Origin of the sequence: Streptomyces sp. NPDC101165, assembly GCF_044768135.1 — a bacterium.
Taxonomy (GTDB): domain Bacteria; phylum Actinomycetota; class Actinomycetes; order Streptomycetales; family Streptomycetaceae; genus Streptomyces.
Genome location: NZ_JBIWPG010000008.1, coordinates 26,486 through 40,743, shown reverse-complemented (window position 1 = coordinate 40,743; position 14,258 = coordinate 26,486). Strand labels below are relative to the sequence as shown.

General features: G+C 70.8%; 15 protein-coding genes. 11 read left to right on the top strand and 4 right to left on the bottom strand.

The features are described from left to right. Positions 1 to 263 precede the first annotated feature (263 nt). Entirely contained in the window at positions 264 to 1,883 is a 1,620-nt protein-coding gene (locus tag ACIRVH_RS18230) for an MFS transporter (protein WP_403954066.1), read from the bottom strand. A gap of 67 nt (positions 1,884 to 1,950) precedes the next feature. On the opposite strand from ACIRVH_RS18230, the gene ACIRVH_RS18225 reads away from it, so the two are divergent. The 3 genes from ACIRVH_RS18225 to ACIRVH_RS18215 all read left to right on the top strand — a co-directional run bounded on the left by ACIRVH_RS18225 (position 1,951) and on the right by ACIRVH_RS18215 (position 4,802). Next, positions 1,951 to 2,577: a TetR family transcriptional regulator gene (locus ACIRVH_RS18225; protein WP_403954064.1), complete on the top strand. Its 627-nt coding sequence runs from the start codon at positions 1,951 to 1,953 to the stop codon at positions 2,575 to 2,577. Between the two features lie 92 nt (positions 2,578 to 2,669). Continuing rightward, a complete protein-coding gene (locus tag ACIRVH_RS18220; protein WP_403954061.1) occupies positions 2,670 to 3,887 on the top strand; it encodes an alpha/beta hydrolase in 1,218 nt (405 codons plus the stop codon). A 66-nt stretch (positions 3,888 to 3,953) separates the two neighbouring features. Further along, positions 3,954 to 4,802: a DUF4429 domain-containing protein gene (locus tag ACIRVH_RS18215; RefSeq protein ID WP_403954058.1), complete on the top strand. Its 849-nt coding sequence runs from the start codon at positions 3,954 to 3,956 to the stop codon at positions 4,800 to 4,802. Here ACIRVH_RS18215 and ACIRVH_RS18210 read toward each other — a convergent pair whose 3' ends face one another. Further along, the gene (locus tag ACIRVH_RS18210) at positions 4,803 to 5,246 is read right to left on the bottom strand and encodes a MerR family transcriptional regulator (RefSeq protein ID WP_393465592.1); all 444 of its coding nucleotides are present in this window, start codon (positions 5,244 to 5,246) and stop codon (positions 4,803 to 4,805) included. Positions 5,247 to 5,344: 98 nt separating this feature from the next. Here ACIRVH_RS18210 and ACIRVH_RS18205 point away from each other — a divergent pair, with 98 nt between their 5' ends. Together ACIRVH_RS18205 and ACIRVH_RS18200 are read left to right on the top strand one after the other, a co-directional pair. Next, on the top strand, positions 5,345 to 5,815 hold the full coding sequence (locus ACIRVH_RS18205) for a GNAT family N-acetyltransferase (protein WP_403954054.1): 471 nt from the start codon (positions 5,345 to 5,347) through the stop codon (positions 5,813 to 5,815). Positions 5,816 to 5,833: 18 nt separating this feature from the next. Next, complete coding sequence (locus ACIRVH_RS18200) at positions 5,834 to 6,655, top strand: serine hydrolase domain-containing protein (RefSeq protein WP_403954051.1); 822 nt, start codon at positions 5,834 to 5,836, stop codon at positions 6,653 to 6,655. A 154-nt stretch (positions 6,656 to 6,809) separates the two neighbouring features. Here ACIRVH_RS18200 and ACIRVH_RS18195 read toward each other — a convergent pair whose 3' ends face one another. Next, on the bottom strand, positions 6,810 to 7,463 hold the full coding sequence (locus ACIRVH_RS18195; RefSeq protein ID WP_403954904.1) for a pirin family protein: 654 nt from the start codon (positions 7,461 to 7,463) through the stop codon (positions 6,810 to 6,812). A 107-nt stretch (positions 7,464 to 7,570) separates the two neighbouring features. On the opposite strand from ACIRVH_RS18195, the gene ACIRVH_RS18190 reads away from it, so the two are divergent. The 5 genes from ACIRVH_RS18190 to fabF all read left to right on the top strand — a co-directional run bounded on the left by ACIRVH_RS18190 (position 7,571) and on the right by fabF (position 12,544). Next, the gene (locus tag ACIRVH_RS18190; protein WP_403954049.1) at positions 7,571 to 8,776 is read left to right on the top strand and encodes a PucR family transcriptional regulator; all 1,206 of its coding nucleotides are present in this window, start codon (positions 7,571 to 7,573) and stop codon (positions 8,774 to 8,776) included. 89 nt (positions 8,777 to 8,865) lie between these two features. After that, positions 8,866 to 9,819 carry an ACP S-malonyltransferase gene (locus ACIRVH_RS18185; protein ID WP_403954046.1) on the top strand — a complete coding sequence of 318 codons (954 nt, stop codon included), beginning with the start codon at positions 8,866 to 8,868 and terminating at the stop codon, positions 9,817 to 9,819. A gap of 15 nt (positions 9,820 to 9,834) precedes the next feature. Beyond that, entirely contained in the window at positions 9,835 to 10,866 is a 1,032-nt protein-coding gene (locus ACIRVH_RS18180; protein WP_403954043.1) for a ketoacyl-ACP synthase III, read from the top strand. An 80-nt stretch (positions 10,867 to 10,946) separates the two neighbouring features. After that, positions 10,947 to 11,195 (top strand): acyl carrier protein, encoded by a 249-nt coding sequence (locus ACIRVH_RS18175; protein WP_046425089.1) that lies wholly within the window; start codon positions 10,947 to 10,949, stop codon positions 11,193 to 11,195. Positions 11,196 to 11,281: 86 nt separating this feature from the next. Further along, entirely contained in the window at positions 11,282 to 12,544 is a 1,263-nt protein-coding gene (gene fabF, locus ACIRVH_RS18170; RefSeq protein WP_403954039.1) for a beta-ketoacyl-ACP synthase II, read from the top strand. Between the two features lie 57 nt (positions 12,545 to 12,601). Here fabF and ACIRVH_RS18165 read toward each other — a convergent pair whose 3' ends face one another. Beyond that, positions 12,602 to 13,096, bottom strand: a complete 495-nt coding sequence (locus ACIRVH_RS18165; protein WP_403954036.1) for a DUF3145 domain-containing protein — start codon at positions 13,094 to 13,096, stop codon at positions 12,602 to 12,604. 256 nt (positions 13,097 to 13,352) lie between these two features. On the opposite strand from ACIRVH_RS18165, the gene ACIRVH_RS18160 reads away from it, so the two are divergent. Continuing rightward, positions 13,353 to 14,252 carry an SGNH/GDSL hydrolase family protein gene (locus ACIRVH_RS18160; RefSeq protein ID WP_403954033.1) on the top strand — a complete coding sequence of 300 codons (900 nt, stop codon included), beginning with the start codon at positions 13,353 to 13,355 and terminating at the stop codon, positions 14,250 to 14,252. Positions 14,253 to 14,258 lie beyond the last annotated feature (6 nt).

Here is a 14,258-nt window from a genome sequence, read left to right as displayed (position 1 = left end):
AACATCCCAGGGGCGCGGGGCTGTGTTTGACATGCGGCTACCGCCGCGTGGGCGCGACCAGCCCCAACCGGGCCGCAGACGACGCACAGCCAAATCGCCGAAGGCGAAGGCGCGCGCAGCCCCCTCCGCAGCGCGCGCCGCAGCCCGGTCGTCCTCCCATGCCCTGCGGAGGACTTGACCCACTGTGACCTGCGGCGCGTGCCGAGTGCGAGGAATCTTTAGCGGAGTCACCCTGATAGGGGAAATCCGCCTCGGACGGTGCCTCAGATGTGGCCGACTCCCGCGCCCGCCTCCGCGTTCTGCCCCCGCTTGGTGAGCAGCGCGACGAGCACGGCGACCGCCGCCACGCCCGCCGCCACCAGGGACGCGAGGCTCATGCCGGAGATGAACGTGTCATGGGCGACGCCGGTGATCTTCTCGACGATCGGCTCCGGGGTGCCCTTGGCGACCGGGGCCACACCGACCTGAACGGCCTCGGAGGCCTTGTCCAACTGAGCCGGGGTCAGCTGCGGCAGCCCCGCACCGGTCCAGTTGCCCGGCAGGTCGCTGTCGACCTTGGAGGCCATCACGGCACCCAGCACCGCCGTGCCGAGGCTGCCGCCGATCTGCATGGCCGCCTGCTGGAGGCCGCCCGCCACTCCGGACAGCTCCATGGGCGCGTTGCCGACGATGACCTCGGTGGCGCCGACCATGACCGGCGCGAGGCCGAAGCCGAGGAGGGCGAACCAGATCGACATCACACCGCTGCCGGTGTCGGCCTCGAGCGTCGACATGCCGTACATGGCGATCGCGGTCGCGGCCATGCCGCCGGCCAGCGGGATGCGCGGGCCGAGCTTGGTGATCGCGGCGCCCGCGAGCGGGGAGCCGACGATCATCATGCCGGTGAGGGGCAGCAGGTGCAGACCGGCCTTGATGGGGCTCATGCCGTGCACGTTCTGAAGGTAGAACGTCACGAAGAACAGGCCGCCCATGAAGGCGATCGCCATCAGGACCATCAGCACGACGCCCGCGGACAGCGGAACCGAGCGGAACAGGCCCAGCGGGATCAGGGGTTGGGCGACCCTCGCCTCCCAGAAGGCGAAGAAGGCGAAGAGCAGCACCGAGGCGGCGATGAAGAGCCACGTCCGGCCGGAGCCCCAGCCCCAGCTCGGCGCCTTGATCAGGGCCCACACCAGGCAGAACATCGCGCCGGAGAGCAGGACGATGCCGAGGAGGTCGAAGGAGCGCGGGGCGTTCGCGGCGCGGTGGTCGCGCAGGATCAGCACGCCCAGGACCAGGGCCAGCAGACCGACCGGCACGTTGATGAAGAAGACCGACTGCCAGTTGACGTGCTCGACCAGGACACCGCCGAGGATCGGACCGCCGGCGGTGGAGGCGCCGATCACCATGCCCCAGATGCCGATCGCCATGTTGAGCTTCTCGGCCGGGAAGGTGGCCCGCAGCAGACCGAGCGCGGCCGGCATCAGCAGCGCGCCGAACAGGCCCTGGAAGACGCGGAAGGTGACCACCGCGGCGATGCTGTTCGACAGCCCGATGGCGCCGGACGCGGCGGCGAAGCCGGTCACGCCGATGAGGAAGGTCTGCCGGTGGCCGAAGCGGTCACCGAGCTTGCCCGCGGTGATCAGGGAGACCGCGAGGGCGAGGAAGTACCCGTTGGTGATCCACTGGACGTCGGCGAAGCTCGCCTTGAGGTCCTTCTGGATGGCCGGGTTGGCGATCGCCACGATGGTGCCGTCGAGGGCCACCATCATGACCCCTACGGCGACGGTGATGAGGGTGAGCCACGGGTGCCCGCGCAGCCCCGCGGCCGGGGTCGCCTCCGACGGGGCTGCCGGCGCCTCGTCCTCCGGCCCCGTCGTGTCGATGGTGGTCTGACTAGTCATGTGTTCGAGGCTAGTGACAGCTGCTGACAATTGACAAACCAATTCACAAGTCGGTAACTGACACATTATGGAAACACTGCGTGAGCGCAAGAAGCAGCGCACCCGGGACGCCCTGCTGCGCTCCGCCCTCGAACTGTTCACGACCCAGGGCTACGAGCACACGACCGTCGACGAGATCGCCGAGGCCGTCGACGTGTCGCAGCGCACCTTCTTCCGCTACTTCGCCGGCAAGGAGGACGTGGCCTTCGCCGTCCAGGACCTGGCGGAGGCCCGCTTCGTGGCGGCGGTGCGGGAGCGGCCGGCGCACGAGACCCCGATGGAGACGCTGCGGCAGGCCGTACTGGAGGGCTGGGACGGGCTGCGCGAGGCCGTCGAGGCGGTCGTACCGGTCGAGTTGTACGTGCGCATGTACCGGACCATCGAGTCGACCCCGTCCCTGCTCGCCGCCCACCTGCTGCGCTCGGTGGCCACGGAGGAGACCCTGGCGCGGCTGCTCGCCGAACGGGAGGGCGTCGACGTGGACACCGACCCGCGGCCGCGGCTGGCCGTGGCCGTCTTCGGCGGGGTGATAAGGGTCACCGAGCGGCAGTGGAGCACGGGCGACGACTTCAGCGTGGAGGCGATCCGCGAACTCACCGCGTCGTACCTCGATCAGGTGGGTTCGGCGCTCACCGGGAACTGGCGTATCACCTGAGGTCGTTCGGGGTTCGTTCGACGTCTCACGAAACGTGATGCCTGTCACTCGGTTACCGCGAGACCCTCCCGTTCTCCTAGTGTGTCCTCCCAGTGACTTCCTTCGACACCTCCCCGCAACTCAACGTCTGGCGCATGCTGCTCGCGCTGGCCGTGGTGTTCGTGATGCTCGCGACCACGGGCTGGACCGCGCTGCGCACCCACCGGGAAGCGACCGCGCTGCAGGCCTCGCTCGCCAAGTGGGAGCACGGCAGCATCCACGGCCTGCACCTGCCGGACCCCAAGGGCTCCCCCGCGCGACTCGCCCACTTCTTCGCCTCGCTCACCCCGCACGAGCAGGACCGCCTCGCCCACCGCTACCCCCTCGCGGTCGGCAACATGAACGGCGCGCCCGTCTCGCTGCGCTACCGCGCCAACCACGTCGCGCTGGAGCAGGCGCGCAAGGTCGAGAAGAAGCGCATGCACGACGGCCGGCTCAGCACGGCCGGGCAGCAGGAGGCGGGGCGTCGTATGCACCGCTACGAGTCGCTGCTGAACCCCGGGCGGCAGATCCTCGCCTTCGACCCCGAGGGGTCGGGCCGGATCGCCGAGGTGATCGGGAACCTCACCAAGGCCGAGCGGATCTCCGTCGTCGTCCCCGGCGTCGACACCGACCTGCTCACCTTCCAGCGCACGAACCGCAGGTACAGCGCCCCGGTCGGCATGGCCAAGGCCCTGTACGCGGCCGAGCGGGCGCAGAGCCCCACGACCCGTACGGCCGTGATCGCCTGGGCCGACTACACCGCGCCGGACGGACTCGGCGTGGACGCGGCCACGGGGCTGCGCGCCGCGGAGGGCGCCCTGCGCCTGAACGCGCTGCTGGACGCCCTGCCCGGCGAGGCGCCGGTGTCGATGTTCTGCCACAGCTACGGCTCGGTGGTCTGCGGAGTCGCCGCGCACGGCATGCCCCGCCGGGTGACCGACATAGCGGTGGCCGCGAGCCCCGGCATGCGCGTCGGCAAGGCCTCCGACCTGGGCACCTCGGCCCGGGTGTGGGCGATGCGGGACGCCACCGACTGGGTGCAGGACGTGCCGTACCTGGAGGTCGGCGGGCTCGGGCACGGCGCCGACCCGGTCTCCTCGTCGTACGGCGCGCGGGTGCTGTCGGCGCAGGACGCGCAGGGTCACGCGGGCTATTTCCAGCCGGGCACGGACAGCCTGCGCAACCTCGCGGACATCGGGGTGGGCGCGTACGACGCGGTCACCTGCGCACGCGAGAACGATGCGTGCCGGGCCGGTCTGCCCCGCACGTCGATGGCCCAACGCGCGTAGAAACAGCAGGAAGTGCGGTCTGCGCGGGTGGCGACGGAGGAGCACGTGCCGCATACGATGAGCCGCATGGGTGACGTACTGGCGGGTTTTCATGCCGTCTGGGAGTTCGAGTCCGACTCCGTGCTCATCCGCTACGAACGGGGGATTCGAACACCGAAGCTGTTCCAGGCGCTGGGCGAACGGCGGATCCCGCTGTCCGCGGTCGAGGAAGTGACTCTCACGCCGGGCAGGCGCGGCACCGTCGCGCTGCGGCTGCGGCCGCGCGTCGGCGCCGACCCGCTGTGGGAGGCGGCGGCCGGGCAGCTGCGCGAGGGATCCGACCCATACCGGCTGGCGCTGCCGGCCGAGCGGTCGACGCTCGCGGAGTACTACGCCGACGAGCTGAAGGGGCTGCTGACCGAATCCGGACCCACCGACCGGTACCTGGTGGCCGCGCCGGAGGCACCGCTGCAGTTCAAGGCGTACGACGGGAAGGCGTCCTTCGACGGGACGACCGTGCAGTTCCGGTGGTCCTGGACGGGGGCGTCCTCGGAGAAGTGGAAGGCCGGGGACCAGAGCTTCGCGGTCGCCGGCCTGAGCGGGGTGGAGTGGCGGTCACCGGAGGTCTTCGAGGGACATCTGCGGCTGCTGCCCCGCGAGGGCGGCTCCGCCCGGCCGGCACAGCCCGACCAGGATCCGGCGTCCGTCGTCTTCGGGCTCGGCTACGGCCCGGTGCACGAGTCGCTGCCGTTCGCGGCGGCCGTCCTGGAGGCCGTACGCACCCGCGGGCCGGTACCGGCGGTACCGGCCCCGGCACGCCGGGACCCGGCCGACATCGCCGAGCGGATCCGCCACCTCGGGGAGCTGCATCAGGCGGGGCTCCTCACGGACGAGGAGTTCTCGTCGAAGAAGGCGGAACTGCTCGCCGAGCTGTAGTCAGCGCTCCGTGGAGTAGAAGCTGATCTTCCGGTCCAGCACCGAGAGGGTGTCGTGCAGCTCCGCGATCCTGGCCAGCACGTCCCGGCGGGTCGATTCCAGCAGGGCCTGGCGTTCCGGGTAGGTCGTCTCGCCCTCGCGCACCAGCTCCGCGTAGCGGACCATGTCCGCCACCGGCATGCCGGTCAGCCGGAGCTTGGTCACGAAGTCCAGCCAGTCCAGGTCGCGGTTGCTGTAGCGGCGCTGGCCGGTGTGGGAGCGGTCGATGTGGGACATCAGCCCGATCCGCTCGTACCAACGCAGGGTGTGCGCGGTCAGGCCGGTGAAGGCGACGACCTCGCTGATCGTGTAGCGGTCCTGGCCGTCGGGGCGTGGGTGCCGCCGGGGCGGGGCTGCGCAGATGTCGGTACTGCTCGCGTTCTCCTCGGTCTGCATCACCGTCATGGCCCCCACGCTATGGCCTTCGAGTGCACTCCAAGCAAGCGGAACCCGGTAAGAAATACCCACGACGGGCCCGGGGTGCGGTCATTAGCGTGCGGGACATGACTCTCGTACGCCGGGCGCTGCCCGAGGACGCCGAGGAAGTGCTGCGACTGCGGCAGGTGATGATCGATTCGATGGCGGGCGCCGACCCTTCCACCGACTGGCACGAGGAGTCCCTGCCGGGACTGCGCGCCCGGCTGGGCGAGCCGGACGGGGGCTTCGCCGCCTTCGTCGTGGATCACCCGGAGCGGCCGGGGGCACTGGCCGCGCTGGTGGCCGGGACGGTCGACTACCGGATCGGGAAGGCGGGCGATCCGTCCGGGACGGTCGGGTTCGTCTTCAGCGTCGCCACCGACCCGGGCACCCGGCGCCGGGGGTACGCGCGGGCGTGCATGGACACGCTGCTGGACTGGTTCCGCGAGCGCGGTGCCGGTCGCGTCCACCTCACCGCGTCCGCCGAGGCCGCGCCGCTCTACGCCGACCTCGGCTTCCTGCCCAGGCCCGACCCCTTGATGGAGCTGAAGCTCTGAGCGCTTAGGCTCGACGGCATGTCGCTGAAGAGCCTCGCGTTGATCGAGAACTGGCCGGTTCCCACCGCCGCGGCCGGTGTCGTACGGGCCGACGGGACCGTCCTCGGGACCCATGGGCCCGTCGGGCACCGGTTTCCGCTGGCCTCGGTGACCAAGCCGCTGGCGGCCTACGCGGCGCTGGTCGCGTACGAGGAGGGTGCCGTCGAGCTGGACGAGCCGGCCGGGCCGGCCGGGGCGACCGTCCGCCATCTGCTCGCGCACACCTCCGGGCTGGCCTTCGACGAGCACAGGGTGATGGCGCCTCCCGGGGAGCGGCGGCTGTACTCCAACGCCGGGTTCGAGCAGCTCGGGGATCACATCGCCAAGGCGACGGACATTCCGTTCACGGAATATCTGCGGCAGGCGGTGCTGGAGCCGTTGGGGATGACGCGGACGTCGCTCGACGGGTCCCCTGCCAAGGACGGCGTTTCCACGGTGGACGACCTGCTGCGGTTCGCGGCGGAGGTGCAGGCACCGAGACTGCTGGACCCGCGTACGGTCGCCGAGGCGATGACGGTGCAGTACCCGGGGACGAAGGGTGTCCTCCCCGGCTACGGGCACCAGAACCCCAACGACTGGGGGCTGGGCTTCGAGATCCGTGACTCCAAGTCGCCGCACTGGACGGGGTCTTCGTCCTCACCGCGCACCTTCGGACACTTCGGCCAGTCCGGTACGTTCCTGTGGATCGACCCGGCCGCGGGTGTGGCCGGAATCGCCCTGACGGACAGGGCGTTCGGCCCTTGGGCGACCGAGGCGTGGCCGGTGTTCACGGACGCGGTGCTCGCGGAGCTGCGGGGCTGAGGTCCACTGCTGCCGGCCGGGGGTGGGTCTCGCTCACGGTGCGTATGCAGCCGGCGGGGCCACAACTCCCCAGGGGCGCGGGCTGTATCGATGTGCGGCTCCGCCGCGTGGGAGCGACCGGCCCCCACCGGCCCGCAGCCAAAAGACGCTCCCCTTACGGCGCCATCTCCCACAGCAGCAGTTCCGCCGACGTGACCCCGACCGCTTCCAGGCCCTCCGCAGCCGTGATCCGGGCCGAGTCGCCCGGGCCCAGGGTCTCCCCCGCCAGGCGGACGTCGCCGCGCACGACGTGGACGTAGACATGCGCCGCGTCCGGCACGGCCGTGCGCTCCCCCGGGGCCAGGCGGCGGACGTGGAGCATCGCGCCGGCGGCGGGGACGGCGTACGGGGTGGAGTCGGCGATGCCCGGGACGATCGCGTAGGACGGGTCGCCGCCGGGGGTCAGGGGGGCCAGCCACATCTGGAGGAAGGTCAGCGGGGTGGAGCCGTCGTTGCGCTCCACGTGGCGGACGCCCGCCGCCGCGCTGAGGTGCTGGACGTCTCCGGGGCGGACCCGGGTCTCGTGGCCCGTGGAGTCGCGGTGGGTCAGTTCGCCCTCGACGACCCAGGTGACGATCTCCGTGTGGCTGTGCGGGTGCTCGTCGAATCCGGCGCCGGGGGCGAGCCGCTCCTCGTTGCAGGCGATCACCGCGCAGAAGCGCAGGTTCTCGGGGTCGTAGTGCGGGCCGAAGGAGAAGGCGTGGCGGGTGTCGATCCCGGTCCCGGGGTCCCCTCCGGGGTAGCGCTCTGCGGCGCGCCGTACGTCCATCACGGCACCACCGTAGACCGCGCGCACACCCCTTCGGCCCGGCGGGGCGTCTCACCTGCTGACCCCGGCGACGCACGCTCAGGTCCGGATAAGGCAGTCTTGTCCACGTGCCCGAACCCGAATCCCGTCACAGCGAACCCGCAGCACACGTCGCCCACCCGCACTCCGCAACCCTGAAGCGGCTGGAGAAGTCCTCCGGGAGTCTCGCCGCGCAGGCCATCGCACGCATGGACGAGAGCCTGTCGTGGTACCGGGCCATGCCTCCGGAGAACCGTTCCTGGATCGGGCTCGTGGCCCAGGCGGGCATCGCCGCCTTCACCGAGTGGTTCCGGCATCCCGATGCTCCGCAGGCCATCTCGACGGACGTCTTCGGGACGGCGCCCCGTGAGCTGACCCGGGCCATCACGCTGCGGCAGACCGTGGAGATGGTGCGCACCACCATCGAGGTCATGGAGAGCGCCATCGACGAGGTGGCGGCGCCCGGCGACGAGAACGTGCTGCGCGAGGCGCTGCTCGTGTACGCCCGCGAGATCGCCTTCGCCACCGCCCAGGTGTACGCCCAGGCCGCCGAGGCACGCGGTGCCTGGGACGCGCGGCTGGAGTCGCTCGTCGTCAACGCCGTGCTGAGCGGGGAGGCCGACGAGGGGGCCGTGAGCCGGGCCGCCGCGCTCGGCTGGAACTCGCCCGAGCATGTGTGTGTCGTGCTCGGGACCGCGCCCGACGGCGACAGCGAGCTGACCGTGGAGGCGATCAGGCGGGCGTCGCGGCACGCCAAGCTCCAGGTGCTCACCGGGGTGCTCGGCGACCGGCTCGTCGTCATCGCAGGTGGCAGCTCGAATCCGCTCGCCGTCGCCAAGTCGCTGATCGGGCCGTTCGCGGCCGGACCGGTCGTCGCCGGGCCCGTCGTACCCGATCTGCTGGCCGCCACGCGGTCCGCGCAGGCCGCCGCCGCGGGGCTGAAGGCGTGTTCCGCCTGGCAGGACGCGCCGCGGCCGGTGCTGGCGGACGATCTCCTGCCGGAGCGCGCCATGGCGGGCGATCCGGGCGCCCGCGAGCAGCTGGTGGAGGAGATCTACAGACCGCTGGAAGAAGCTGGATCGGCGCTCCTGGAAACGCTGAGTGTCTACCTGGAGCAGGCGAGCAGCCTGGAGGGCGCGGCCCGGATGCTCTTCGTTCACCCGAACACCGTGCGCTACCGGCTCCGACGTGTGACAGACGTCACCGGCTGGTCGCCTTCGGATGTACGATCCGCCTTCACACTGCGGATCGCGCTGATCCTGGGGCGTCTGGCCGAAGGAGACGCCCAACCCTAGGCTTTTGTCGGGGGCCCACAAAAGCCCCCCGTGTTCTTCGTCCCTGTCCCCACGGGCGGCCTTGGCCGTCCCCAAGAGAGAGTGTGAGAGTGCTCGTACTCGTCGCTCCCGGCCAGGGCGCCCAGACGCCCGGCTTCCTGACTCCCTGGCTCGACCTCCCCGGTGCCGCCGACCGTGTCGCCGCATGGTCGGACGCCATCGGACTGGACCTGGTCCACTACGGCACCCAGGCCGACGCGGACGCCATCCGCGACACCGCGGTGGCGCAGCCGCTGCTGGTCGCCGCCGGCATCCTGTCCGCCGCGGCACTCGGTGACATCTCGGAGATCGCCCCGGGCGCCGTCGCCGGCCACAGCGTCGGTGAGATCACCGCCGCCGCCTTCGCGGGCGTCCTGGACGACACCGCCGCACTCGGCCTCGTCCGCAGGCGTGGTCTGGCCATGGCCGACGCCGCCGCGATCACCGAGACTGGCATGTCCGCGCTGCTCGGCGGTGACCCCGAGGTCTCCGTCGCGCACCTGGAGAAGCTGGGCCTGACCCCCGCGAACGTCAACGGCGCGGGCCAGATCGTCGCCGCGGGCACGCTGGAGCAGCTCGCCGTGCTGAACGAGGACATGCCCGAGGGCGTCCGCAAGGTCGTCCAGCTGAAGGTCGCCGGCGCCTTCCACACGCACCACATGGCTCCTGCCGTGGACGCGCTGGCCAAGGCCGCCGCGGAGCTGACGCCCGGCGACCCGAAGATCACCTACGTCTCCAACAAGGACGGCCTGACCGTCACCACCGGCGCCGAGGTGCTGGAGCGGCTGGTCGGCCAGGTCGCCAACCCGGTGCGCTGGGACCTGTGCATGGAGACGTTCAAGGCACTGGGTGTCACCGCGCTCATCGAGGTGTGCCCGGGCGGCACGCTGACCGGCCTGGCCAAGCGGGCCCTTCCGGGCGTCAAGACGCTGGCCCTGAAGACCCCCGACGACCTCGACGCGGCCCGCGAGCTCATCGCCGCAGCAGCTGATTCCGCTGCTGCCGCAGCGGGCGCCGACGCTTAAGGAGCCGTACCGATCATGGCGAAGATCAAGCCCAGCAAGGGCGCCCCGTACGCGCGCATCCTCGGTGTCGGCGGCTACCGGCCGGTCCGGGTCGTGCCCAACGAGGTGATCCTGGAGAAGATCGACTCGTCCGACGAGTGGATCCGTTCGCGCTCCGGCATCGAGACCCGGCACTGGGCCGGCCCCGACGAGACGGTCGCCGCGATGGCCATCGAGGCCTCCGGCAAGGCGATCGCCGACGCGGGCATCGCCGCCGAGCAGATCGGCGCCGTGGTCGTCTCGACGGTCTCGCACTTCAGCCAGACCCCGGCCGTCGCCACCGAGATCGCCGACAAGCTGGGCACCGACAAGGCCGCCGCCTTCGACATCTCGGCGGGCTGCGCGGGGTTCGGCTACGGCCTCACCCTCGCCAAGGGCATGGTGGTGGAAGGTTCCGCCGACTACGTGCTCGTCATCGGCGTGGAGCGGCTGAGCGACCTGACCGACCTGGAGGACCGGGCCACGGCCTTCCTGTTCGGTGACGGCGCCGGCGCGGTCGTGGTCGGCCCCTCCGAGGAGCCGGCGATCGGCCCGACCGTGTGGGGCTCCGAGGGCGACAAGTCCGAGACCATCAAGCAGACCGTCCCCTGGGACCGGTTCCACGTCGGAGACCTCTCCGAACTGCCCGTCGACAGTGAGGGCAACATCAAGTTCCCTGCGATCACGCAGGAGGGCCAGGCGGTGTTCCGCTGGGCCGTGTTCGAGATGGCGAAGGTCGCCCAGCAGGCGCTGGACGCGGCCGGAATCAGCCCGGACGACCTGGACGTCTTCATTCCGCACCAGGCCAACGTGCGGATCATCGACTCGATGGTGAAGACACTGAAGCTGCCGGAGCACGTCACGGTCGCCCGTGACATCCGCACCACCGGCAACACCTCGGCCGCCTCGATTCCGCTCGCGATGGAGCGGCTTCTGGCGACCGGGGAGGCGAAGAGCGGCGACACCGCGCTCGTCATCGGATTCGGGGCGGGTCTCGTCTACGCCGCCACGGTCGTTACCCTCCCCTAGGCACTCCGTGCCGGATCATGCGAACCGGTACGGGATCATCTGCCACAAACCGTCTGGATTATTGAAGAAGGAGCGCCAACATGGCCGCCACTCAGGAAGAGATCGTCGAAGGTCTCGCCGAGATCGTGAACGAGATCGCCGGCATCCCGGTTGAGGACGTCCAGCTGGACAAGTCCTTCACCGACGACCTGGACGTCGACTCGCTGTCCATGGTCGAGGTCGTCGTCGCCGCCGAGGAGCGCTTCGACGTCAAGATCCCCGACGAGGACGTCAAGAACCTCAAGACCGTCGGCGACGCCACCGACTACATCCTCAAGCACCAGGCCTGAGCCACCCCTTAGGCCACAGGCTGCAAGGCCCCGCCACCCGGCGGTGGCGCCGTATGAATCCCGCATCCGTTGGAGAAAGAATTCCCGTGAGCCCGACCAATCGCACCGTGGTCGTCACCGGTATCGGCGCAACCACACCGCTGGGTGGCGACGCAGCTTCGTTCTGGGAGGCCCTGCTCGCCGGCAAGTCCGGTGTCAGTGTCCTCGAGCAGGACTGGGCGGCCGAACTGCCGGTCCGTATCGCCGCGCAGATCGCCGTCGAGCCGGGCGAGATCATCCCCCGCCCGCAGGCCCGCAAGCTGGACCGGTCCGCGCAGTTCGCGCTGATCGCCGCTCAGGAGGCCTGGAAGGACGCCGGATTCACCGCCAAGGCCGGTGAGGACGTGTCCGTGAACCCGGACCGGCTGGGTGCGGTCATCGCCTCCGGAATCGGCGGTGTGACGACGCTCCTGGACCAGTACGACGTGCTCAAGGAGAAGGGCGTACGCCGTGTCTCCCCGCACACCGTGCCGATGCTGATGCCCAACTCCCCGGCGGCCAACGTCGGTATCGAGATCGGTGCCCGCGCCGGTGTGCACACCCCGGTCTCGGCCTGCGCCTCGGGCGCGGAGGCCATCGGGTACGCGATCGAGATGATCCGCACCGGGCGTGCGGACGTGGTCGTGGCCGGTGGTACCGAGGCCGCCATCCACCCGCTTCCCATCGCCGCGTTCGGCAACATGATGGCGATGTCCAAGAACAACGACGACCCCGAGGGCGCCTCGCGTCCCTACGACTCGGGCCGCGACGGCTTCGTGCTCGGTGAGGGCGCCGGTGTCATCGTCCTGGAGTCCGAGGAGCACGCGAAGGCCCGCGGCGCGCGGATCTACGCGGAGGCGGTCGGCCAGGGCATCTCCGCCGACGCCCACCACATCACGCAGCCCGAGCCGTCCGGCAACGGCATCGCGCACGCGCTGCAGAACCTGCTGGACAGCACGGACCTGAAGCCGGCCGAGATCGTGCACGTGAACGCGCACGCCACCTCGACGCCGCAGGGTGACGTGGCCGAGATCAAGGCGCTGCGGAAGGTGTTCGGCGACGACGTCGACCACATGGCGATCTCCGCGACCAAGTCGATGACGGGTCACCTGCTCGGTGGCGCCGGCGGTATCGAGACGGTCGCGTCGATCCTGGCGCTGGTGAACCGTACGGCTCCGCCGACGATCAACCTGCGCGAGCTGGACCCCGAGGTCAACGCGGACGTCGTCGTCGGTGAGGCGCGTGCTCTCCCCGAGGGTCGGATCGCTGCGCTGAACGACTCGTTCGGGTTCGGCGGGCACAACGTGGTCCTGGCGTTCCGGACCATCTGAGAGACATGAGGAAGGGCCCCCGCCTGCCGGCGGGGGCCCTTCCTCATGTCCCGGTACTCACACCACCTGGTGCAACCAGCGCACGGGCGCGCCCTCTCCCGCGTACCTGAAGGGCTCCAGTTCGTCGTCCCACGGCTTGCCGAGGAGCTTGAGGAGTTCTGCTTCCAGGTCGGTCTCTCCGCGCTGGCTGCGGAGCAGGGCGGCGCGGAGGCGGTCCTCGGGGATGAGGATGTCGCCGTGGATGCCGGTGACGGCGTGGAAGATGCCGAGGTCCGGGGTGCAGCTGTAGCGCTCGCCCTCGGCGGTGGGGCAGGGCTCGGCGGTGACCTCGAAGCGCAGGAGGTGCCAGCCGCGCAGGGCGGAGGCCAGCTTGGAGGCCGTGCCCACCTCGCCCTGCCAGGAGAACTCCGAGCGCCAGGTGCCGGGGGCCGCGGGCTGCCGGATCCAGTCGAGGTTGACGCGCGTGCCGAGCACCCCGGCGACGGCCCACTCGACGTGCGGGCACAGCGCGCGCGGCGCGGAGTGCACGTACAGAACTCCACGTGTCGTCACCGGAACCTCCGGGCAGAGCGGGACATCTTGCGGACTGGCTGGGCGGCAGTGGCGCGACGGCCGCGTTGATGGCGAGGCTACCCTGCGGCGGCGCAAGGAGTGTGACGTACCGTCGGTCCCAGTGCCAGGAAACTCCCGCCATTCACCCAGGGGGACGCTTGTACGGGGGTGAGCCGTTCCAAGGTCCCCGGGCCGGGAACCCTCGCGCGTTGTTATGGGAGGGAGCACTGCACGTCGAGCGAGGGGATCAGCAGGGATGCGGAAACGAAGCCACCGTGCGCGGGCTGCCCTTGCCGTGGTGACGGCGGCCGTGCTGAGCACGGCGGGGTGTGACGCCTTCGGTGGTGGCGGTGACGGTACGAAGGATTCCGGGGCGAGCGCGTCCCGTCCCTCGCCCCGGCCCACGCCGGTGTGGAACCGCAGCCCGGACTCGATCGCCGCGGTCGGGGACTCCATCACCCGCGGGTTCGACGCCTGCACGGTGCTCTCCGACTGCCCCGAGGTGTCGTGGGCGACGGGCAGCGACGCCACGGTGGACAGCCTGGCGGTGCGGCTGCTGGGGGTGACGGGGGCGGCGGAGCGCAGCTGGAACTACGCGGTGACCGGTGCCCGGATGGCCGACCTCCCGGAGCAGATGGCCCAGGCGGCCACCCGCGCCCCCCAGTTGGTGACGGTCATGGTCGGCGCGAACGACGCGTGCCGCTCGTCGGCCCGGGCGATGACCTCGGTGGCCTCCTTCCGCGCGGACTTCGAGGAGTCGCTGGCCACCCTGCGCACGGCGCTGCCGAAGACGCAGGTGTACGTGGCGAGCGTGCCGAACCTGAAGCGGCTGTGGTCGGCGGGCCGGACGAACCCGCTGGGCAAACAGGTGTGGAAGCTGGGCATCTGCCCGTCGATGCTGGGGGACGCGGACGACCTGACCGGCAGGGCCACGCTGCGCCGGGACAAGGTGCAGAAGCGGGTGGAGGCCTACAACGCGGTGCTGAAGGACGTGTGCGCCAAGGACCGCCGCTGCCGCTTCGACCGGAACGCGGTCTTCGACTACCGCTTCGACACGGAACAGCTCAGCCACTGGGACTGGTTCCACCCGAGCCGGAACGGCCAGGCACGGCTCGCCGAGATCGCCTATCGCACGGTGACCGCGGAGCAGCCGTGACCTAGG

Excerpts from the sequence above, each read along its gene's own strand:
- ACIRVH_RS18200 (WP_403954051.1), top strand. The coding sequence starts at position 5,834 with ATGTCGCTGAAGAGCCTCGCGTTGATCGAGAACTGGCCGGTTCCCACC.
- ACIRVH_RS18230 (WP_403954066.1), bottom strand. The coding sequence starts at position 1,883 with ATGACTAGTCAGACCACCATCGACACGACGGGGCCGGAGGACGAGGCG.
- ACIRVH_RS18210 (WP_393465592.1), bottom strand. The coding sequence starts at position 5,246 with ATGACGGTGATGCAGACCGAGGAGAACGCGAGCAGTACCGACATCTGC.
- ACIRVH_RS18195 (WP_403954904.1), bottom strand. The coding sequence starts at position 7,463 with ATGGACGTACGGCGCGCCGCAGAGCGCTACCCCGGAGGGGACCCCGGG.
- ACIRVH_RS18225 (WP_403954064.1), top strand. The coding sequence starts at position 1,951 with ATGGAAACACTGCGTGAGCGCAAGAAGCAGCGCACCCGGGACGCCCTG.
- ACIRVH_RS18180 (WP_403954043.1), top strand. The coding sequence starts at position 9,835 with ATGGCGAAGATCAAGCCCAGCAAGGGCGCCCCGTACGCGCGCATCCTC.
- ACIRVH_RS18175 (WP_046425089.1), top strand. The coding sequence starts at position 10,947 with ATGGCCGCCACTCAGGAAGAGATCGTCGAAGGTCTCGCCGAGATCGTG.
- ACIRVH_RS18160 (WP_403954033.1), top strand. The coding sequence starts at position 13,353 with ATGCGGAAACGAAGCCACCGTGCGCGGGCTGCCCTTGCCGTGGTGACG.
- ACIRVH_RS18205 (WP_403954054.1), top strand. The coding sequence starts at position 5,345 with ATGACTCTCGTACGCCGGGCGCTGCCCGAGGACGCCGAGGAAGTGCTG.
- ACIRVH_RS18215 (WP_403954058.1), top strand. The coding sequence starts at position 3,954 with ATGGGTGACGTACTGGCGGGTTTTCATGCCGTCTGGGAGTTCGAGTCC.